Annotated in this window: 13 protein-coding genes; 6 read left to right on the top strand and 7 right to left on the bottom strand. The window is 60.6% G+C overall.

The genetic code is table 11. From position 1 onward, the window contains the following. Complete coding sequence (gene xseA / locus ACYZT4_RS15690) at window positions 1-1,380, bottom strand: exodeoxyribonuclease VII large subunit (protein ID WP_461981076.1); 1,380 nt, start codon at window positions 1,378-1,380, stop codon at window positions 1-3. Between the two features lie 165 nt (window positions 1,381-1,545). Here xseA and ACYZT4_RS15685 point away from each other — a divergent pair, with 165 nt between their 5' ends. From ACYZT4_RS15685 to guaA, 4 genes are all read left to right on the top strand, one after another. Continuing rightward, window positions 1,546-2,313 carry a sulfite exporter TauE/SafE family protein gene (locus ACYZT4_RS15685; RefSeq protein WP_461981074.1) on the top strand — a complete coding sequence of 256 codons (768 nt, stop codon included), beginning with the start codon at window positions 1,546-1,548 and terminating at the stop codon, window positions 2,311-2,313. 72 nt (window positions 2,314-2,385) lie between these two features. Next, entirely contained in the window at window positions 2,386-2,934 is a 549-nt protein-coding gene (locus ACYZT4_RS15680; RefSeq protein WP_461981072.1) for a sugar ABC transporter ATPase, read from the top strand. A gap of 207 nt (window positions 2,935-3,141) precedes the next feature. Further along, a complete protein-coding gene (gene guaB, locus ACYZT4_RS15675; RefSeq protein WP_461981070.1) occupies window positions 3,142-4,611 on the top strand; it encodes an IMP dehydrogenase in 1,470 nt (489 codons plus the stop codon). A gap of 126 nt (window positions 4,612-4,737) precedes the next feature. Continuing rightward, the gene (gene guaA / locus ACYZT4_RS15670) at window positions 4,738-6,315 is read left to right on the top strand and encodes a glutamine-hydrolyzing GMP synthase (protein WP_461981068.1); all 1,578 of its coding nucleotides are present in this window, start codon (window positions 4,738-4,740) and stop codon (window positions 6,313-6,315) included. Window positions 6,316-6,412: 97 nt separating this feature from the next. Here the strand turns inward: guaA and ACYZT4_RS15665 are convergent, their stop codons facing one another. Then, window positions 6,413-10,615, bottom strand: a complete 4,203-nt coding sequence (locus ACYZT4_RS15665; protein ID WP_461988698.1) for a membrane-targeted effector domain-containing toxin — start codon at window positions 10,613-10,615, stop codon at window positions 6,413-6,415. A 327-nt stretch (window positions 10,616-10,942) separates the two neighbouring features. Between ACYZT4_RS15665 and ACYZT4_RS15660 the strand changes: the two genes are divergently transcribed. Continuing rightward, window positions 10,943-12,319, top strand: a complete 1,377-nt coding sequence (locus ACYZT4_RS15660) for a multicopper oxidase family protein (RefSeq protein WP_461981066.1) — start codon at window positions 10,943-10,945, stop codon at window positions 12,317-12,319. After that, window positions 12,319-12,816: a tRNA adenosine(34) deaminase TadA gene (tadA, locus tag ACYZT4_RS15655; RefSeq protein ID WP_461981064.1), complete on the top strand. Its 498-nt coding sequence runs from the start codon at window positions 12,319-12,321 to the stop codon at window positions 12,814-12,816. Before ACYZT4_RS15660 ends, tadA begins: the two co-directional genes overlap by 1 nt. Window positions 12,817-12,947: 131 nt before the next feature. Here the strand turns inward: tadA and cmoB are convergent, their stop codons facing one another. From cmoB to lon, 5 genes are all read right to left on the bottom strand, one after another. Next, window positions 12,948-13,904 (bottom strand): tRNA 5-methoxyuridine(34)/uridine 5-oxyacetic acid(34) synthase CmoB, encoded by a 957-nt coding sequence (gene cmoB / locus ACYZT4_RS15650; RefSeq protein ID WP_461981062.1) that lies wholly within the window; start codon window positions 13,902-13,904, stop codon window positions 12,948-12,950. Beyond that, on the bottom strand, window positions 13,901-14,680 hold the full coding sequence (gene cmoA / locus ACYZT4_RS15645) for a carboxy-S-adenosyl-L-methionine synthase CmoA (protein WP_461981060.1): 780 nt from the start codon (window positions 14,678-14,680) through the stop codon (window positions 13,901-13,903). Before cmoA ends, cmoB begins: the two co-directional genes overlap by 4 nt. Window positions 14,681-14,833: 153 nt before the next feature. Then, window positions 14,834-15,469, bottom strand: a complete 636-nt coding sequence (locus ACYZT4_RS15640) for a lysoplasmalogenase (RefSeq protein ID WP_461981058.1) — start codon at window positions 15,467-15,469, stop codon at window positions 14,834-14,836. A 2-nt stretch (window positions 15,470-15,471) separates the two neighbouring features. Then, a complete protein-coding gene (locus tag ACYZT4_RS15635; protein ID WP_461981056.1) occupies window positions 15,472-15,864 on the bottom strand; it encodes a protease inhibitor I42 family protein in 393 nt (130 codons plus the stop codon). Between the two features lie 190 nt (window positions 15,865-16,054). Further along, window positions 16,055-18,472: an endopeptidase La gene (gene lon, locus ACYZT4_RS15630; RefSeq protein WP_461981054.1), complete on the bottom strand. Its 2,418-nt coding sequence runs from the start codon at window positions 18,470-18,472 to the stop codon at window positions 16,055-16,057. Window positions 18,473-18,656: the final 184 nt, after the last annotated feature.

Raw genomic sequence — 18,656 nt, 5'->3', positions numbered from 1 at the left:
TCAATCCAGTAAAGAGAGGGTGACGGGCGTCAGGTGATTGTCTTCGACCCGCACTTGCAGTTCGCCTTCGCCCAGTCTGGCGTTCAGACGTTGGCCAGGACGGGTTTGTGCGGCGTTGCGGATCGCATTGCCGCGCTCGTCCAGCAAAATGCTGTAGCCACGGGCCAGGGTCGCCAGCGGGCTGACCACTTGCAACGTCTGCACCTGGCTTTGCAGTTGCAGGCGACGGGATTTGAGCCCTTCGCGAATGGCCCGTGGCAGGCGTTCGGCGAGGCTGTCGAGGCGCTGACGGAGCATCGCCAGTTGCCGCCCCGGATGTTGCCCGGCGAAGCGGGTTTCCAGGCGGATCAGCCGTTCGCGACGGGTATTGAGGCTGCGTTCGAAGGCGCGGCGCAGGCGCATGTCCAGATCGTCCAGGCGTTGCGCTTGTTGGCGCAGGCGTTCGCCGGGATGGCGCAAGCGTCGGGATATGCCTTCCAGGCGCAGGCGATCGCGCATCAAGCGGTCACGCATGCGCATCACCAGTCGCCGATGCAGGCTTTCCACTCGACGCACCAGATCGCTGGAATCCGGCGCCAGCAGTTCAGCAGCGGCGGAGGGCGTCGGGGCGCGAACGTCGGCCACGAAATCGCTGATCGACACGTCGGTTTCATGGCCGACAGCGCTGACAATCGGCGTCACGCAGGCGTCCACGGCGCGGGCCACGGCTTCTTCGTTGAAACACCAGAGGTCTTCCAGCGAGCCGCCGCCACGGGCGAGGATCAACGCGTCGAAACCACGGGCGTCCGCCCGTTTCAGCGCGCGGACAATCTGCGCGGTGGCTTCGCGGCCTTGCACGGCGGTGGGGATCAGCGTCAATTGCACCTGCGGGGCGCGACGGCGGAACACGCTGATGATGTCGCGGATCACCGCGCCGGTCGGAGAGCTGATAATGCCGATGCGCTGCGGATGCGCCGGTAGCGGCACTTTGCGTTCTGCGCTGAACAGGCCTTCGGCGCTGAGTTTTTCCTTCAGCGCATCGAAGGCCAAGCGCAAGGCACCTTCGCCGGCGGGTTCGACGGTATCGAGAATCAGCTGATAGTCGCCACGGCCCTCGAACAGCGAAACCTTGCCGCGCACCTTGACCGCCAGCCCGTCCTTCAACGCCTGACGAACTCGCGCGGCGTTCTGCCGGAACAATGCGCAGCGCACCTGGGCGCCGCTGTCCTTGAGGGTGAAATACACATGGCCGGACGCCGGGCGGGCGAGGTTGGAGATTTCGCCTTCCACCCAGATATTGCTGAATACGTCTTCGAGCAACACCCGCGCGCGGCCGTTGAGCTGGCTGACAGTCAGGACTTCACGGTCCAGGCCGAGTCTTGCAAAGGGATCTTTAATCATGGGGCGCAGTTTAAAGGCATTCTCCAGCCGAATGCACGATCCCCTGTCGGAGTGAGCCTGCTCGCGATGGTGTGTCAGCTACATGGGTGTCGACTGACACACCATCGCGAGCAGGCTCGCTTCTACAAGGGTAGAGTTCGCTCCGGGATTCATGGATGACTGGGGATGAATGTGGTTGAGCTGATGAATCATTGGCCATTTGGCTTGGTGGATTGGGCTGTGATCGGGGCGGCCATCGCCCTGGCCTACATCGTTTTCGGCATCGCCGGCTTCGGGACCGCGCTGGTGGCCGGGCCGATTCTGATTCTGTTCATGCCGCTGTCGAAGATCGTGCCGCTGCTGGTGCTGCTGGATTTTGTCGCGGCGTTCGGCAATCTGCTGCCCTCGCGCCGGGATGTGGCCAAACCTGAGTTGCTGCGGCTGCTGCCGTGCATGGCGGTGGGTTGCACGCTGGGGGTGATTTTTCTACTGAACCTGCAATCCGATGTGTTGCTGCTGATGATGGGGCTGTTTATCAGTGCCTATGCGATTTATAGCCTGTGGGTCAAAGCACGACCGACGCAGTTGTCCGCCGCCTGGGCGGTGCCGATGGGCACGATCGGCGGGATGTTCGGGGCGTTATTTGGCAGTGGCGGCTTTTTATATGCCATTTATCTGAACAGTCGCTTGTCGAAAGACGCCGCACGGGCGACCCAGAGCGCGCTGATCAGTTGCAGCACGGTGGTGCGCCTGAGCCTGTTTGCTGTCGCGGGTGTGTATGCCGAGCTACCCTTATTGATGTTGGCGCTGTGTTTGTTGCCGGCCATGGCGCTGGGGTTGTGGATTGGCCGGCGGCTGAGCATGAGGTTGTCCCGCGAGGCATTTGTGCGGCTGGTGACCTGGCTGGTGCTGGCCAGCGGGATTGCGTTGATCGGGCGGTATTTGAGTGCTTGACCTCAGAGTGTCAGGGATTAAGCTGCCCGCCGCTCCCACAAGGGTAATCACTCAGTATTGCAGGCTCGCACCATGAACTCCCAAAGCATCATCGTCCCGAAAATCTCCACGCTGCCGGTGCACGAACCCCGGGCCCGGGCGGTCGTGCGTTGGCTGGTGCGCAAGAACATCATCAAGGAAGAACTGACCACCTGCGGGCGAACCGGCAATCGAATGGCTTACGCCCTTGCCGACGGTGCCCGCGCCGTGGTGCTGCACCCGCAGGCGCTGCCGTTCAACGAACCGGTCAATGGCCTGGAGATCGTCACCAAGCGCTGCATCTACACGCCGGCCAAGGGTTTCCTCGGCGAAGCGGGCTGCGCCGAGTGCCTCAAGGAAGTCGGCGAGGCGCTGTTTGAAAGCCTGGAAGACTGGATGCCGGGCCGAACTGATAACTTCACCTGCCCGGAATGCGGGCACGAAGACGACATCAACGGATTTCTGTTCCTGCAGGAATGCGGGTTTTCCAATCTGGGGTTCATCTTCAACAACTGGGCGGAAGCCGGGTTCAAGCAGAGCTTTATCGATGAGTTTGCCGATTGGCTGGATCAGCCGGTCAGCTGGGTCAAGGTCGAGTTGTAATTCATCTGATGGACCGCGTTATCGTTCATCGCTGGCAAGCCAGCGCCTACAGAAACGCGGTGTATTTGTTTGAGCCTGCTGGCTGGCGATGCTCTGCAAAGACCCCGTCGATCACTGTGTCGATAATAGGCAGAGTTTTACGTTGTACCCGAGGGGGTGTCTGACTATAATGGCGCGCTTCCATTTTCCCGCTCGGGAGCCCCCGCGATGCTGCGTATCAGCCAAGAAGCTCTGACATTCGACGACATTCTCCTAGTGCCCGGTTATTCCGAGGTGCTTCCTAACGAAGTCAGTCTCAAGACCCGCCTAACCCGTGGCATCGAGCTGAATATTCCTCTGGTTTCTGCCGCCATGGACACCGTCACTGAAGCCCGTCTGGCAATCGCCATGGCTCAGGAAGGTGGCATCGGCATCATCCACAAGAACATGACCATCGAGCAGCAAGCTGCCGAAGTGCGCAAGGTCAAGAAGTTCGAAGCCGGGGTCGTCAAGGATCCGATCACCATCGAGGCTGACGCCACGGTTCGTGACCTGTTCGAACTGACCCGCATGCACAACATTTCCGGCGTTCCGGTGCTGCATGATGGCGACCTGGTCGGCATCGTCACTTCCCGTGACGTCCGCTTCGAAACCCGTCTGGAAGCCACCGTCCGTGAAGTCATGACGCCTAAAGAGCGTCTGGTCACCGTCCGTGAAGGCGCCGACAAGAACGAAGTCCGCGAGTTGCTGCACAAGCACCGCCTGGAAAAAGTCCTGATTGTCGACGACAAATTTGCCCTCAAAGGCATGATGACCGTCAAAGACATCGAAAAAGCCAAAGCCTACCCACTCGCCAGCAAGGATGATCAGGCTCGCCTGCGCGTCGGTGCTGCGGTGGGTACCGGCAAAGACACTGGCGAACGTGTCGCGGCACTGGTGGCGGCCGGCGTTGACGTGGTGGTGGTCGACACCGCCCACGGTCACTCCAAAGGCGTGATCGACCGCGTTCGCTGGGTCAAACAGAATTTCCCTGACGTGCAGGTCATCGGCGGCAACATTGCCACCGGCGCCGCCGCCAAGGCTCTGGTTGAAGCCGGTGCGGATGCGGTCAAGGTCGGTATCGGCCCTGGCTCGATCTGCACCACCCGTATCGTCGCCGGTGTCGGCGTCCCGCAAATCAGTGCCATCGCCAACGTCGCTGCGGCCCTCGAAGGCTCGGGCGTACCTTTGATCGCCGACGGCGGCATCCGTTTCTCCGGTGACCTGTCCAAGGCCATCGTTGCCGGTGCTTCCTGCGTGATGATGGGCTCGATGTTCGCCGGTACTGAAGAAGCGCCAGGCGAGATCGAACTGTTCCAGGGTCGTTCGTACAAGGCGTATCGCGGCATGGGTTCGCTGGGCGCCATGTCCCAGGCGCAAGGTTCCTCCGACCGTTACTTCCAGGACTCCTCTGCGGGTGCCGAGAAGCTGGTTCCGGAAGGCATCGAAGGGCGTGTTCCGTACAAGGGCAGCCTGAGCGCGATCATCCATCAACTGATGGGCGGCCTGCGTTCCTCGATGGGTTACACCGGCAGCGCCGACATCGAAGAAATGCGCACCAAGCCTGAGTTCGTGCGGATCACCGGCGCTGGCATGGCCGAGTCCCACGTCCACGACGTGCAGATCACCAAAGAAGCGCCAAACTATCGGGTCGGCTGACGCCGACAGCTCTAAGCCACAAGTTATAAGCTGTAAGCGGGGCTGCGTTAGTGCAGCTACCGCTCGGCTTCCGATTACTTGCAGCTTGCAGCTTGAAGCTTGCAACTGCTTTTCAGAGTTTCTTCCATGGCCCTCGATATTCATGCCCACCGCATCCTGATCCTCGATTTCGGCTCGCAGTACACCCAGCTGATTGCCCGCCGCGTGCGTGAAATCGGCGTGTACTGCGAACTGCACCCGTTCGACATGGATGAAGATGCGATTCGCGAATTCGCCCCGAAAGGCGTCATCCTCGCCGGCGGTCCCGAGTCCGTGCACGAAGCCAACAGCCCGCGCTGCCCGCAAGCCGTGTTCGACCTGGGCGTTCCGGTCTTCGGTATCTGCTACGGCATGCAGACCATGGCTGAACAGCTGGGTGGCAAGGTCGAAGGTTCCGATCTGCGTGAGTTCGGTTACGCCCGTGTCGACGTGGTCGGCAAGAGCCGCCTGCTCGACGGCATCGAAGACCACATTGACGCCGACGGCCTGTTCGGCCTCGACGTGTGGATGAGCCACGGTGACAAGGTCACCAAAATGCCGCAGGAATTCCACATCCTCGCCAGCACCCCGAGCTGCCCGATTGCCGGCATGTTCGACGACGCGCGCGGCTACTACGGCGTGCAGTTCCACCCGGAAGTGACCCACACCAAACAGGGCGGCCGCATCCTGTCGCGCTTCATCCTCGACATCTGCGGCTGTGAAGCCTTGTGGACGCCGTCGAAGATTGCCGAAGACGCCATCGCCAACATTCGCGCCCAGGTCGGCACCGACAACGTATTGCTCGGTCTGTCAGGCGGCGTTGACTCCTCGGTGGTTGCCGCGCTGCTGCACAAAGCCATTGGCGACCAGCTGACCTGTGTCTTCGTCGACAACGGCTTGCTGCGTCTGCACGAAGGCGAGCAAGTGATGGCCATGTTCGCCGAGAACATGGGCGTCAAGGTGATCCGTGCCAACGCTGAAGATCAGTTCCTCAACAATCTGGCGGGCGAAAGCGACCCAGAGAAGAAGCGCAAGATCATCGGCCGTACCTTCATCGACGTCTTCGATGCCCAGTCGAACAAGCTGGACAACATCAAGTACCTCGCCCAGGGCACCATCTACCCGGACGTCATCGAGTCGGCTGGCGCGAAAAGCGGCAAGGCTCACGTGATCAAGTCGCACCACAACGTGGGTGGCCTGCCGGAAGAAATGAACCTGAAACTGGTTGAACCGCTGCGCGAGCTGTTCAAGGACGAAGTCCGTCGTCTGGGCCTGGAACTGGGCCTGCCGTACGACATGGTCTACCGTCACCCGTTCCCGGGCCCGGGCCTGGGCGTGCGCATTCTCGGTGAAGTGAAGAAGGAATACGCCGACCTGCTGCGTCGCGCCGACCACATCTTCATCGAAGAACTGCGCAAGGCCGACTGGTATCACAAAGTCAGCCAGGCATTCGTGGTGTTCCAGCCGGTGAAATCGGTTGGCGTGGTAGGCGATGGCCGTCGTTATGCCTGGGTCGTGGCCCTGCGTGCCGTGGAAACCATCGACTTCATGACCGCGCGTTGGGCTCACCTGCCTTACGAACTGCTGGAAACCGTCAGCGGCCGCATCATCAATGAAATCGAAGGCATCTCCCGCGTCACGTACGACGTGTCGAGCAAGCCGCCAGCGACGATTGAGTGGGAATGATCCGGCCCAAGCCTTGATGGCTTGAAAGCCGGTTTGACAAAAAGCCGCGTGGAACGATGTTTCACGCGGCTTTGTTGTTTTGGGCGATAGAGGATGGCTACAGGCGCCTGGACCAGCCCGCTAGGCTCATGCCTCTCGCAAGTGCCAGGAGCAGCGATTCGATGCTGTCGAAGCGTTTTTCGTGGACGGTCGGCCAGGCCGGGCGATCAATGAAAAACCGGCTGGATTCGGAATGGATGGCCGTCTGCACGATCGCATTGTCGCGGCCGCGATGAACCAGATAACTGCCGCCAAGTTCCTTTTTCAAGGTGTACAGACCTGGTCGGGAGAGTAACTGTTCAATTTCCGAGCTTGTTCGTGCGTGCCATGGCGTTTCAACTTGCAGGCGCAGGTCGCCTCTGGCCATTGCCGCGTTTTTGCCCATTTCATCTGGAAAACTTTTGCCCGGATCAAGTTCTATACCTGCGGGTTTTCCTTCGGCGACATCTTCGGCGCGCAAGCCGACGGCGCCCTCCAGTTCACTGACTCCGGCGACGCCTTCAAATGTGTTTGAGTGGGAATTCCCCATCAGTGCCACCCAGTTGTGCGGACCACGTGCAGCCTGGTCGGCCTCGATCACGGTGTGAGCATAAAAATTCATCATTTTTTGCCGCGCCGTCGGGTCGGCGACTCGCATTCCTTCAGTTCGGTAGCTTGCCATGCAGTCGATGGCCTGAACCCGGATGCCGTTCCGGTTGGCCTCCTTGACCAGGTTGAGAAAGGTGTTGCGTTGCAACGGATCGGTCAGGTGCCCGCTGTCGAGCTGGATCAGGTATTGCTCAAGATCGCGAGGCATGATCGAAGTCCTGGCGAAGTTGTCCAGCGCGGCCTGGTGGAAGTCCGAGAGCAGATGTTCAAAGTAGAGGGTCTTCACGCCCTTGTTGGCCAACGCTTGCATATTGTCGATGAGCCATTTCTTGCTGCCGATGTCGGCATGGCTTTCGCCGATGACCAGCCCGCGGAACTCTTCGAACAATCGCTCGATGAAGGCTGGCGCGGACAGTCCTGCCTCCAGGGGGGCAATCGACGGACGCGCCGGTAGGCGTAGTTCGGCATAGAAATGCACGGCAGCCTCATACAATTGTTTGCGCAGCGCCCTGAAGGTGTCATAGGGCGAGTTGCCGAGCGTATCGAGAAAGTCGGCCAACAAGCGGGGATCACCGCTCACTGCAGCGCTTTTCAGGTCGGCTCGCGCCTGCACCGGGATCTCATAGGGCGAGTTGATTCGAGGTGGGTCCGTTATCGTCAAGTCGGGGGCTTGCGGCGTCACTGCGCCGTGGACGGAGGGCGACGGTTCGATGTCCGGCAGCGTGCTGGGACCGGCCAATGGATCAATGCGCACGTGCACATGGGACAAGCCTTCATGTTCGATGGCATTCGCCAGCTCATGCACGCTATCGAAGTGGCGGCCACTGACCGATGACCATCTCGGACGTACGATGAAAAAACCTGCACCGTCCTGTTGGATTGGCGTGCGCACCAACGTGCCATCGCCACTGCGGTGAACCAGAGTGGATGGCTCCTGAAACATGAAATTGCCGGGCTTGGGTAACGCCTCCTCGAGCGTTCGGACCGTCACCTTTGCGGGTTCAGCGCGCAGTTGCAGGCGCAGGTCGCTCTTCAGTTCATCGATGGTTCGTCCCAGGATATCCTTGATCTTTTTCCCTGGATCAGCGGTCAGCCCTTGTGCCTGGCCGAACGCACTTTCATCGACGCGCAGCGCCGGCGTGCCTTCCAGTTCGCTGAGTCCGGCGACGTTATCAAAGGTGCTGGCGCGCCCCTCATCCACCAGCGCCACCCATCGATGAGCGCCCCGGGTGGCCTGATCGGCGCGCAGGGTCGTCGCCGAATAGTAATTCATCATCTTCCGGCTACTGGCCTCAGTCGTGCCCTCCATGCGCGGAAAGCGCCGGCTGGCCATGCTGTCGATGGCCTGGACGCGGATGTGGTTTTTCTGCGCGGTTTTCAACTGCTCGGTGTACGAATAAGGTCCGGTGGGGTCGGTCTTGAACCGGGTGTCCAGCGTCTTCATATAACGTTCAAGAGCAGGAGGCATCTTGCCGGTCTTGTGGAAAACATCCAGGTCCGCTTGATGGAAATCCGTGAGCAGATGGTCCATGTAGAGGGTTCTGGTCTTTTGCTTGTTCAACGCTTTGAGGTTGTCGATCAGCACCCGCCGGGCACCAGTCCCGGAACTGCCTTGTCCGATCACCAGACCGGGGTTTTCCTGAAACAGACGCTTGGTCATTTCAGCGAATGACGTCGTCGGTTTGAAGGCCAGCACCATCGGACGCGGGGGTAGTTCAGGGGGGGCAAAGAAGGTGACGGCGTCGTCGTATAGCGTGCGGCGCCCTGTCCTGAAGTCTTGAAAAAAGCGGTCGCTGTTGTCCTGCGGGTCGAGCGGAAAATCACTGACATCGGCCTCCGCCACCGGTTGCAACGCCGCTCTGTAGGCTGGGGGCATGTCATACGGCAACGGCTGCACGTCCACCTCGGGCAGCGGGTCGGCCGTGTGGCCGAAGGGCCATTTGCCGAAAATCTTCACCCCACCCTTGAGGCCGATGCGGGCGGTGGGCTGCCATCTCACGGCTTCGTTCAAACGAATCGGGACATTGCGGTAAAACGAAAAGGGATTGGCCGGATCGACAATCACCCAGCCTCGCAATTGCTCGACGTAGCGCACCTGGTAATAACCACCACTCCCAGCGCGGCGCATGAAGATGTAGTGCTTGCCCGAGGAGGTCTGGATAATTTCCTGAAATTTCGGGTCGCCCGTTTCAATGCGCGTGCCCTCGGTGATTTCAGTCTTGAAGGACGCGAGAAAATCCTCCGGTTCCGCGGGCAGGATGCGGGTCGGCGCGATGTCTTCCAGGGCAGGCAGCGGCGCGCGGGCGATGGCCGCTTCGGCGAGCTTTTCTTCAGGTACGAAGAAGGCCTCGGCCTCGGCAATTTCCGGCAGACGACCACTGCCTTTGATGAAGGTTGCGTTGAACAGGGTATCGATCGTCGCGAAAATCGCGCCCAGCGTCGCGGCCTTGCGCTCGCCACGGGTCTTGCCATTGATCGCCTGGTCGATTTGCAGGCCGACGTTGGCGATGCCGGCTCCGACGACCGCCAGCGCCACCGGCCAGCCGACGGCGGCCATGGGGCCGAACATGCGGCCGAAGGCATTGAGATAGCCGACCCACAGCTTTTTTCGTAGATCGCCATTGGTGTGCATCATGAATGTGGCGTCGCTGATCATCCGCACATGGGTGGCGTTTGCGAGGACCGTGAAGGCATCCTCTTGGAACGCTTCGCTGGTGTGTTCGATCAGCGTGGGATGGGCGCGGTCCCAGGTGCTGACCAGCAGATCCAGGACGTGGTTGAGCCCGACATTTTCAACATGCGGTGCGCGCCATAACGTCGAGGCCATACCCACCACAGGCCCGAATACCCAGAGCCATTTCCTTTTCGCCACGGCGCGCCAGGAGGTGTCTTCCATGATGTCGTGGTCGGCGACCTGGAAGTGCGCGAGGAAGCGCCTGCGGTCAGCCGGTTTGCGCGTCTGTGACAACACCCACCAATGCAGATCGCGGTAATTCTCAAAGGTGTGCAGCCCCCAGGTTTCACCGGGTGCGTAGATGATTTCTCTGCCATGACCGTCGTGGATGCACAGGATATCGGTCGCCACGTAGTCGCCGATCTTCAGCAAACTGAGGCGCATGCCATCGGCGGGCGGCACTTCCTCTTCAAGCATTTGCAGGGTGATTGGCCAGCTCACATTGCCGGCCACCGCTTTGATCACGGTGCGGAAATTATCATCCGATAACCGGCCACCCTCACGGTCCTCCATGGCTTTGGCAAGAAAGGTGCACTTGGCCAGGGTACGGAACGTCTTGCTGTGCCTGGTCCAGAACGAAGCGACTCTCTGGTCGAACCGATCAGCAAAGTTGATCGCCCAGAAATCCTTCAGCACCTCGTTGCCATGCATCCGCACTTCGTTGGTTTCGTTGAAGTTTTCCGCTCCCGGCCCCGCCGTGTAGAAGCCGCCATCGACGTCCAGCATATCGGCGTTGTCCTGATCACCGACGCGGAACCGCTGGATCACCAGTTGCGGCAACGTCATCGACTCAGTGGGTTTGGCGCCGTTGTGTTCCCAGCCCGTGAAGGCTTGCCAGCGACTGGCGGACCCTATGAATCGATGCCAGTAAACCTGCTCGGGTTCCAGGTTGGTGATGCCGTGTTTAAGCAGAATTTCCTTGGCAACCTCGCAGGCCATTTCGTACATGTCGGGGCAGGCCTGGATCAACGCGGGTACCAGGCCCTTGAATGCGAGCCTGTCGGCGGCGTTGGGTAATGCGGTGTTTTCTGATGTGTCCACCGTCGTTCCTTGATCGTGGTGTTGGAAGTGGCTGCGATCATTTCAAGAGGCTCAGGGCCGGTCTGTCAGCAATCAGGTTGATCAGTTGTCGGATCGATAGACGGGGGGTATGGGAAAAAGACTTGTGGTCACCGCGCCGCCCTTACTGTTTCTCATCCGCAGGTGTATCGTATTCGCCTTTTGCGGGCCACGTGCCCGCCGCTGATACGTGAGGTAGTTGAGTTCATGTCCTTTACCCGTCGCCAAATCCTCGGTGGCCTGGCCGGTCTTGTTGTCGTTGGCGTGGGGGCGGGAGGCGCGTCGCGTTATTGGCTGGGCAAAATGGCCGACGCCGACGCCGGCCACGACTATGAGCTGATTGCCGCGCCGCTCGACGTCGAACTGGTACCGGGACACAAGACCGAGGCCTGGGCGTTTGGCCCGTCGGCGCCGGGCACCGAGTTGCGTGTGCGCCAAGGTGAATGGCTGCGGGTGCGGTTCATCAATCACTTGCCGGTGGCGACGACCATTCACTGGCACGGCATCCGCCTGCCACTGGAGATGGATGGCGTACCGTACGTTTCGCAGCTGCCGGTGCTGCCGGGGGAATATTTCGACTACCGGTTTCGCGTACCCGATGCCGGCAGCTATTGGTATCACCCGCACGTCAACAGCAGCGAAGAGTTGGGTCGCGGGCTGGTGGGGCCGCTGATTGTCGAAGAGCGCGAGCCGACCGGTTTCAAGTACGAGCAGACCTTGAGCCTGAAGAGCTGGCATGTCGACGACGTGGGCAATTTCGTCGAGTTCAGCATTCCCCGGGAAGCGGCGCGAGGTGGCACTGCGGGGCGTCTGGCGACGATCAACGGTGTGCCGCAAGCGGTCATCGACTTGCCGGCCGGGCAGATCACCCGCGTACGACTGCTCAACCTCGATAACACCCTGACCTATCGCCTGAACATCCCCGGGGTCGAAGCGCAGATCTACGCGCTGGACGGCAACCCCGTCGAGCCACGGCCATTGGGCAAGGAATACTGGCTCGGTCCGGGCATGCGCATTTGCCTGGCGATCAAGGCGCCGGCGGCGGGTGAGGAATTATCCCTGCGCAACGGCCCGGTTCGCCTGGGCACATTCCGCTCGGTGGCGAACTCCGATGCGCCCACCCAGTGGCCGCCCGCGCTGCCCGCCAACCCGGTCGCCGAACCGAACCTGGCGAATGCCGAGAAACTCAACTTCAATTTCGAATGGGTCGGTTCGGTGTCGGTCAACGTCGAGAATGGCAAGCCGCCGAGCCTGTGGCAGATCAACGGCAAGGCTTGGGACATCACTGACAAGACCTGCGCCGACCGCCCCATTGCCAAGTTAGAGAAAGGCAAAAGCTACATTTTCGAACTGAAGAACATGACTCAGTACCAGCACCCGATTCACCTGCACGGCATGAGCTTCAAGGTGATCGCCTCGAACCGGCACAAGGTGATTCCGTACTTCACCGACACCTATTTGCTGGGCAAGAACGAACGCGCGCAAGTGGCGCTGGTGGCGGATAACCCCGGCGTGTGGATGTTCCATTGCCATGTGATCGACCACATGGAAACCGGCCTGATGGCCGCCATCGAGGTGGCGTGATGCGGCAGATTCGTCCCGCTCCAATTATCGACCGCAGCCGTGATCGCGATTTCATGCGCGAAGCGTTGGTGCTCGCCGCACAAGGCGCCGCGCTGGGGGAGGTGCCGGTGGGCGCGGTGCTGGTTCAGGACGGTGAAATCATCGGGCGCGGCTTCAATTGCCCTATCAGCGGCCACGACCCGAGCGCACATGCGGAGATGGTCGCGATCCGCGTCGCGGCATTGGCGGCCAGCAATTACCGACTGCCCGGCAGCACGCTGTACGTGACGCTGGAGCCGTGCAGCATGTGCGCCGGGTTGATCGTGCACTCGCGGATCGCGCGAGTGGTGTACGGCGCGCTGGAGCCGAAGGCGGGGATTGTGCAGAGTCAGGGGCAGTTTTTTACCCAGGCATTTTTGAATCACCGGGTGTTGTATGAGGGCGGGGTGTTGGCAGAGGAGTGCGGCACTGTCCTGAGCGAGTTCTTCAAGGCCCGCCGCGCCAAACCCGCAGACTAAACACAAGTCTCCTGTAGGAGCGAGCCTGCTCGCGATTGCGGTCGAACATTCAACACAGATGTTGACTGACCCAGCACTATCGCGAGCAGGCTCACTCCTACAGGGGGGCTCCGTTGATGGGAGATCTGTGTTTACTTGCGGGCCACAATCACCGCGCGCATCGGCGCCGGCAGCCCTTCAATCGTCTTGCTGTGATCTTCCGGATCAAGAAAATCACTGAGCGACTGAAACTTCATCCACTCCGTCCCGCGCTGTTCCTCGACGGTGGTCACGCTGACATCCACGCATTTCACATCGGTGAACCCGGCGCGGCGCAGCCACAGCATCAGCGCCGGCACTGACGGCAGGAACCACACGTTGCGCATCTGCGCATAACGATCTTCTGGCACCAGCACCTGTTGCTGATCGCCTTCGATTACCAGCGTTTCCAACACCAGTTCACCGCCCTTGACCAGGCAATCCTTCAGCGCCAGTAAATGCTCGATCGGCGAACGGCGGTGGTAGAACACGCCCATGGAAAATACCGTGTCGAAACCTTCGAGTTCCGGCGGCAGGTCTTCGAACGGAAATGGCAAGTGCCAGGCATTCGGCTCGGACAGGTAACGCTGAACCGCCTGGAACTGGCAGAAGAATAACCAGTTCGGGTCTACACCAATCACGCTGTCGGCCCCGGCACCGAGCATGCGCCACATGTAGTAACCGTTACCGCAGCCGACATCGAGGATGCGTTTGCCCTTCAGGTCCAGATGCGGCGCAACCCGCGACCATTTCCAGTCCGAACGCCATTCGGTGTCGACGTGTACGCCGAACAAGTCGAACGGCCCCTTGCGCCAGGGCGACAAACCCATCAGCGCTGTACGCATCTGCGTGCGGGTGGCGGCGTCGCAGTCGGTGTCCAGCGTCAGGCCGTTGAGCAGATCGACTTCGGTTGGCTGGATTTTCGGCAAGGCATCCAGCGCGCTTTGCCAGCGCTCCAGGTCGCCATGGCCCTTTTCCATTTTCCTGTCGAGTTGTGCTTGCAGGGTGTTGGCCCAATCGGCCAGCGGGGTGTCGGCCAAGCGGCGGGCGAGGGGGGACAGATCAATCATGGCAAGGCAATCAACGAGGCAAAGTTAAGACACTGGAACCACGGCACGACTTTCGAGAAACCGGCGGCCAGCAGGCGCTCGCGGTGTTCTTCGAGGCTGTCGGGCTTCATAACGTTTTCGATGGCACCGCGCTTCTGAGCGATCTCCAGTTCGCTGTAGCCGTTTGAGCGTTTGAACGCGATGTGCAGGTCGGTAAGCAGCGCGTGTTCCTGTTCGTCCTCAAAGCGCAGCTTTTCCGAGAGGATCAACGCGCCGCCCGGCAACAGCGATTGGCGGATTCGGCTGAGCAGCGCAGTGCGCTGGTCCGGGGCGATGAATTGCAGGGTGAAGTTCAGCGCGACCACCGAGGCTGGCTGGAAGTCGAGGGCGAGGATGTCGCCCTCAATCACTTCGACTGGCAGCAACTCCTGGAACATCGAGTCCTGACCATTAAGGTATTCGCGGCAGCGTTCGACCATCGCCGCCGAGTTATCCACAGCGATCACGCGGCAGCCGTCGGTGCGCACGTGACGGCGCAGCGCCTGAGTCACGGCGCCGAGGGACGAGCCAAGGTCGTAAAGCACACTGTTGGGCTGGGCGAACTGCGCGGCGAGCACGCCGAGGTTTTCGACGATGGTCGGATAACCCGGCACCGAGCGCTTGATCATGTCCGGGAACACCCGCACCACGTCCTCGTTAAAGGCGAAGTCAGGCACTTGGGCCAATGGCTGGGCGAAAAGGCGATCGGGTTCTTTGCTCACGGCGGTTCCAGCGGCGTAGGTGGAAAAGGCCGGCATTTTAGCCAAGTTGGCGCGCGGATGCGCGGGTTGTCGGATAAACCGCCACACAGGCTTTGAAATCCGCGTCTTCAGTCATAGCGCTTTCGCGAGCAGGCTCGCTCCCACAGGTACAGCGCAATCCCTGTAGGAGTGAGCCTGCTCGCGATGGGTTCAGCGTGGTTTCGGACCGAACGCGGAGGCGGTAATGCCCCATTGTCCCAACCAATAACTCAGGATGATCACATAAGGCGCCGCATCGAACGGCACCACAAAACGACTGATGCCAATCACGCTGTCCGAGAACACAAACGCCACCGCACCCGCTGCTGCCAGCAACGCTGAGCGTTTGGGCGCGTCGGTGCCCAGCCGTGCCAGCGCCCGCCAGAGCATGGCGCTGATGGCCAGACCGTAGATGATCACCGGGATCAGCAGCGGGCCCAAACCATTGGCAATCAAAATCCCCAACAGCAGCGCACCGACGCCCAGCGCGAGCATCAACGGTAACAGCGCCAAGCGCCGGCAATCGCTCAGGTACGCTTTCAAATACGCGAGGTGTGCGATCAAAAACGCCCCGAGCCCGAACACGAACAAATCCCCCGGCCACGCCAGCAACACATCGCCGAGCAAGGAAAAGATCAATCCCAGGCTGATCCAGCGCCGATACTCGCTGGGCGGCGCGTCGTGCAACCAGCCGAGCAGAGCCAGCACCGGCAGCGGTTTGACCAGCAGGCAAAGCAGTGCGGCGTGCACGCTCAGGCCGTAGAGAAAGGTCACCGCGCCCATCAGCGCCAGGATCAGCCAGCCCATGGTCAGTTGACCGAGATCGCGCAGTCGAAGGTTTCCACCGGCAGCACCTCCGGCGCCCACGGCTGTTGCGAGGTCAGGCGCAAGCGCCCGTCACCGGCGGCGAATGCCTGGAAGCGCCAGGTCGAGACGCCCGCTGCGCCGACGACGCCGGCATCTTCCGGATTTCGATAAACCTCTGGACCCAGTGCGCGCAACACGCCACCGGCCGAATCCTGAATCGCCCAGCGGTAACCCGTGGTTGGGTTGCTCGGCAGGGTCAGGATCAGATTTTGCCCGTTATGCATTTTCACCGGGCAGGCGCTCTGTTTTTCCACGGTCACGTTCTGTTTCGGTTGCGTGGCGCAAGCGGCCAGCAGGGAGAGGGCGAGGGGGACGAACAGGCGGGTGGGGGACATAAGGTCAGCGGCTCCGGCATTCACGACGAACGGCGAGCATAACTGAAGATGAGACAAATTGTGACCGCCCCCGGAATCGGAGTTGTCACGCCTGACACTACCGCCAGCAAGCCGGCTCCCACAGGGGTTGTGTAGAAACTGTGGGAGCTGGCTTGCCAGCGATGGTGGTGGTATGGACGCTACATCACCGTCAGAACAACACCTTCGCCACATCCGCAAACCGCTTGGCAAAGTGCACGGTAATCCCTTCCTTCAGATAATCCGGCAATTCATCGAAGCTCCCACGATTCGGCTCCGGCAGGATCAATTCGAAAATCTTCTGCCGCCGTGCCGCGATCACTTTCTCGCGCACGCCGCCAATCGGCAGTACATGCCCGGTCAGCGTCAGTTCGCCGGTCATGGCCACGCCTTTTTTCGGGGCTTGATTGCGAGCGAGGGAGAGCAAGGCGCTGGCCATGGTTACGCCCGCACTCGGCCCGTCTTTCGGGGTGGCGCCTTCCGGTACGTGAAGATGGACGAAGGCTTCGTCGAAGAACTTCGGATCGCCGCCAAACGACTTCAGGTTCGAGCTGACGTAGCTGTAGGCAATTTCCGCTGACTCTTTCATCACATCGCCCAGTTGCCCGGTGAGCTTGAAGCCACGGTTAAGCGTATGAATCCGTGTGGCTTCGATCGGCAGGGTCGCACCGCCCATGCTGGTCCACGCCAGGCCGGTGATGACGCCGGTGCCGGACAGCACTTGTTCGTTGCGGAACACCGGATGGCCCAACGAGGCTTCGAGATCCTTCGGTGCAATCTTGATCACGGCTTTCGGCTCGTCGATCAACTTGACCACGGCTTTGCGCACCAGTTTGCCCAGTTGTTTCTCCAGTTGACGCACCCCGGCTTCGCGGGCGTAACCGTCGATCAACGCTTTCAAGGCGCTGTCGCTGATGCTCAGGCTGCCCTTGGACACGCCGGCCTTCTCAAGTTGTTTCGGCCACAGGTGACGCTTGGCGATGGCGATTTTTTCTTCGGTGATGTAGCCCGACAGGCGAATCACTTCCATCCGGTCCAACAACGGGCCGGGAATTGAATCGAGGGTGTTGGCGGTGCAGACGAACAGCACTTTCGACAAGTCCAGACGCAAGTCCAGATAGTGGTCGAGGAATTCGACGTTCTGCTCCGGGTCCAGCGTTTCCAGCAGTGCCGAGGCCGGGTCGCCCTGATAGCTTTGGCCCATCTTGTCGATTTCGTCGAGCATGATCACCGGGTTCATCACTTCAACGTCTTTCAACGCCTGTACGAGTTTGCCCGGTTGCGCGCCGATGTAGGTGCGGCGGTGGCCTTTGATCTCGGCTTCGTCGCGCATGCCGCCGAGGCTGAAGCGATAGAACGGTCGGCCGAGGGATTCGGCGATGGATTTGCCGACGCTGGTTTTGCCTACGCCCGGCGGCCCGACCAATAAAACGATGGAGCCGCTGATCTCACCTTTGTAGGCGCCGACTGCGAGGAACTCGAGGATGCGGTCCTTGATGTCGTCAAGGCCGGCGTGATGTTTGTCCAGCACCTTGCGCGCGTGCTTGAGGTCGAGTTTGTCCTCGCCAAACACGCCCCACGGCACTGAGGTCGCCCAGTCGAGGTAGTTGCGGGTGACCGCGTACTCCGGCGAACCGGTTTCGAGGATCGACAGCTTGTTCATTTCCTCTTCGATGCGTTTCTGCGCCTGGGCCGGCAACACCTTGCCCTCTAGACGCTGTTCGAACTGCTCGATGTCGGCGCTGCGGTCATCTTTGGTCAGGCCCAGTTCCTGCTGGATCACCTTGAGTTGTTCCTTGAGGAAGAACTCGCGCTGGTGCTCACCGATCTTGCGGTTCACTTCGGCGGAAATTTCTTTTTGCAGACGCGCGACTTCGACTTCCTTGCGTAGCATCGGCAGGACTTTTTCCATGCGCTTGAGCATTGGCACGCAATCGAGCACGGCTTGCAGCTCGTTACCGGTCGCCGAGGTGAGGGCGGCGGCGAAGTCGGTCAGCGGCGAGGGATCGTTGGGGCTGAAGCGGTTGAGGTAGTTTTTCAGTTCTTCGCTGTACAGCGGGTTGAGCGGTAGCAGTTCCTTGATCGCATTGATCAGCGCCATGCCGTAGGCCTTGACCTCGTCGGTCGGCTCGGTCGGCTGGTGCGGGTATTCGACTTCCACCAGGTACGGCGGGCGATGGTGCTTGAGCCAGGTTTTGATCCGTACGCGGGTCAGGCCCTGGGCGACAAATTGCAGCTTGCCGTTTTCGCGGCTGGCGTGATGCACCTTGACCAGCGTGCCGTAGAGCGGCAGGACCGAGGTGTCGAAATGGCGCGGATCTTCCTGGGGCGTCTCCATGTAGAACAGGGCCAGGGAGTGATGATCGGACTTGCTCACCAAATCCAGGGTTTCAGCCCACGGCTCTTCATTGACGATGACCGGCAGCACTTGGGCCGGGAAGAACGGGCGATTGTGGATCGGAATGATGTAGACCTTGTCCGGCAGGTTCTGGCCGGGCAGTGCCAGGCCTTTGCCGGTGGAAGGGTGTTCGGCGTTCTCTGGATCGGCGTAGTCGCTCGGGTCTTCGGGGAATGCTTGCTGGTCGCTCATGGGGCACCTGCGCAATGGGATATGGGTCTTAGATGGGGCAGGTAGACGGTGGTTTCAATGGCTCGGGACATTTCAGGTTGTGTGTTCAGGGTTTGGACAGGTCGTTTATTGCGAGCCGGCTCCTGCAGGGTGTGTGTTTTACAACTTGATGGGCATGCATGAAAAAGGCGACTCCCGTGAGGGA

It is taken from the genome of Pseudomonas sp. GB2N2 (assembly GCF_054897705.1).
Note: the sequence above shows the minus strand (reverse complement) of the source record. Positions and strands in the feature narration are given on the sequence as shown.

Bases quoted from the DNA above. Each gene is read 5' to 3' on its own strand.
- xseA (WP_461981076.1), bottom strand. From the start codon at position 1,380: ATGATTAAAGATCCCTTTGCAAGACTCGGCCTGGACCGTGAAGTCCTG.
- ACYZT4_RS15685 (WP_461981074.1), top strand. From the start codon at position 1,546: ATGAATGTGGTTGAGCTGATGAATCATTGGCCATTTGGCTTGGTGGAT.
- ACYZT4_RS15680 (WP_461981072.1), top strand. From the start codon at position 2,386: ATGAACTCCCAAAGCATCATCGTCCCGAAAATCTCCACGCTGCCGGTG.
- guaB (WP_461981070.1), top strand. From the start codon at position 3,142: ATGCTGCGTATCAGCCAAGAAGCTCTGACATTCGACGACATTCTCCTA.
- guaA (WP_461981068.1), top strand. From the start codon at position 4,738: ATGGCCCTCGATATTCATGCCCACCGCATCCTGATCCTCGATTTCGGC.
- ACYZT4_RS15665 (WP_461988698.1), bottom strand. From the start codon at position 10,615: ATGGCCTGCGAGGTTGCCAAGGAAATTCTGCTTAAACACGGCATCACC.
- ACYZT4_RS15660 (WP_461981066.1), top strand. From the start codon at position 10,943: ATGTCCTTTACCCGTCGCCAAATCCTCGGTGGCCTGGCCGGTCTTGTT.
- tadA (WP_461981064.1), top strand. From the start codon at position 12,319: ATGCGGCAGATTCGTCCCGCTCCAATTATCGACCGCAGCCGTGATCGC.
- cmoB (WP_461981062.1), bottom strand. From the start codon at position 13,904: ATGATTGATCTGTCCCCCCTCGCCCGCCGCTTGGCCGACACCCCGCTG.
- cmoA (WP_461981060.1), bottom strand. From the start codon at position 14,680: ATGCCGGCCTTTTCCACCTACGCCGCTGGAACCGCCGTGAGCAAAGAA.
- ACYZT4_RS15640 (WP_461981058.1), bottom strand. From the start codon at position 15,469: ATGGGCTGGCTGATCCTGGCGCTGATGGGCGCGGTGACCTTTCTCTAC.
- ACYZT4_RS15635 (WP_461981056.1), bottom strand. From the start codon at position 15,864: ATGTCCCCCACCCGCCTGTTCGTCCCCCTCGCCCTCTCCCTGCTGGCC.
- lon (WP_461981054.1), bottom strand. From the start codon at position 18,472: ATGAGCGACCAGCAAGCATTCCCCGAAGACCCGAGCGACTACGCCGAT.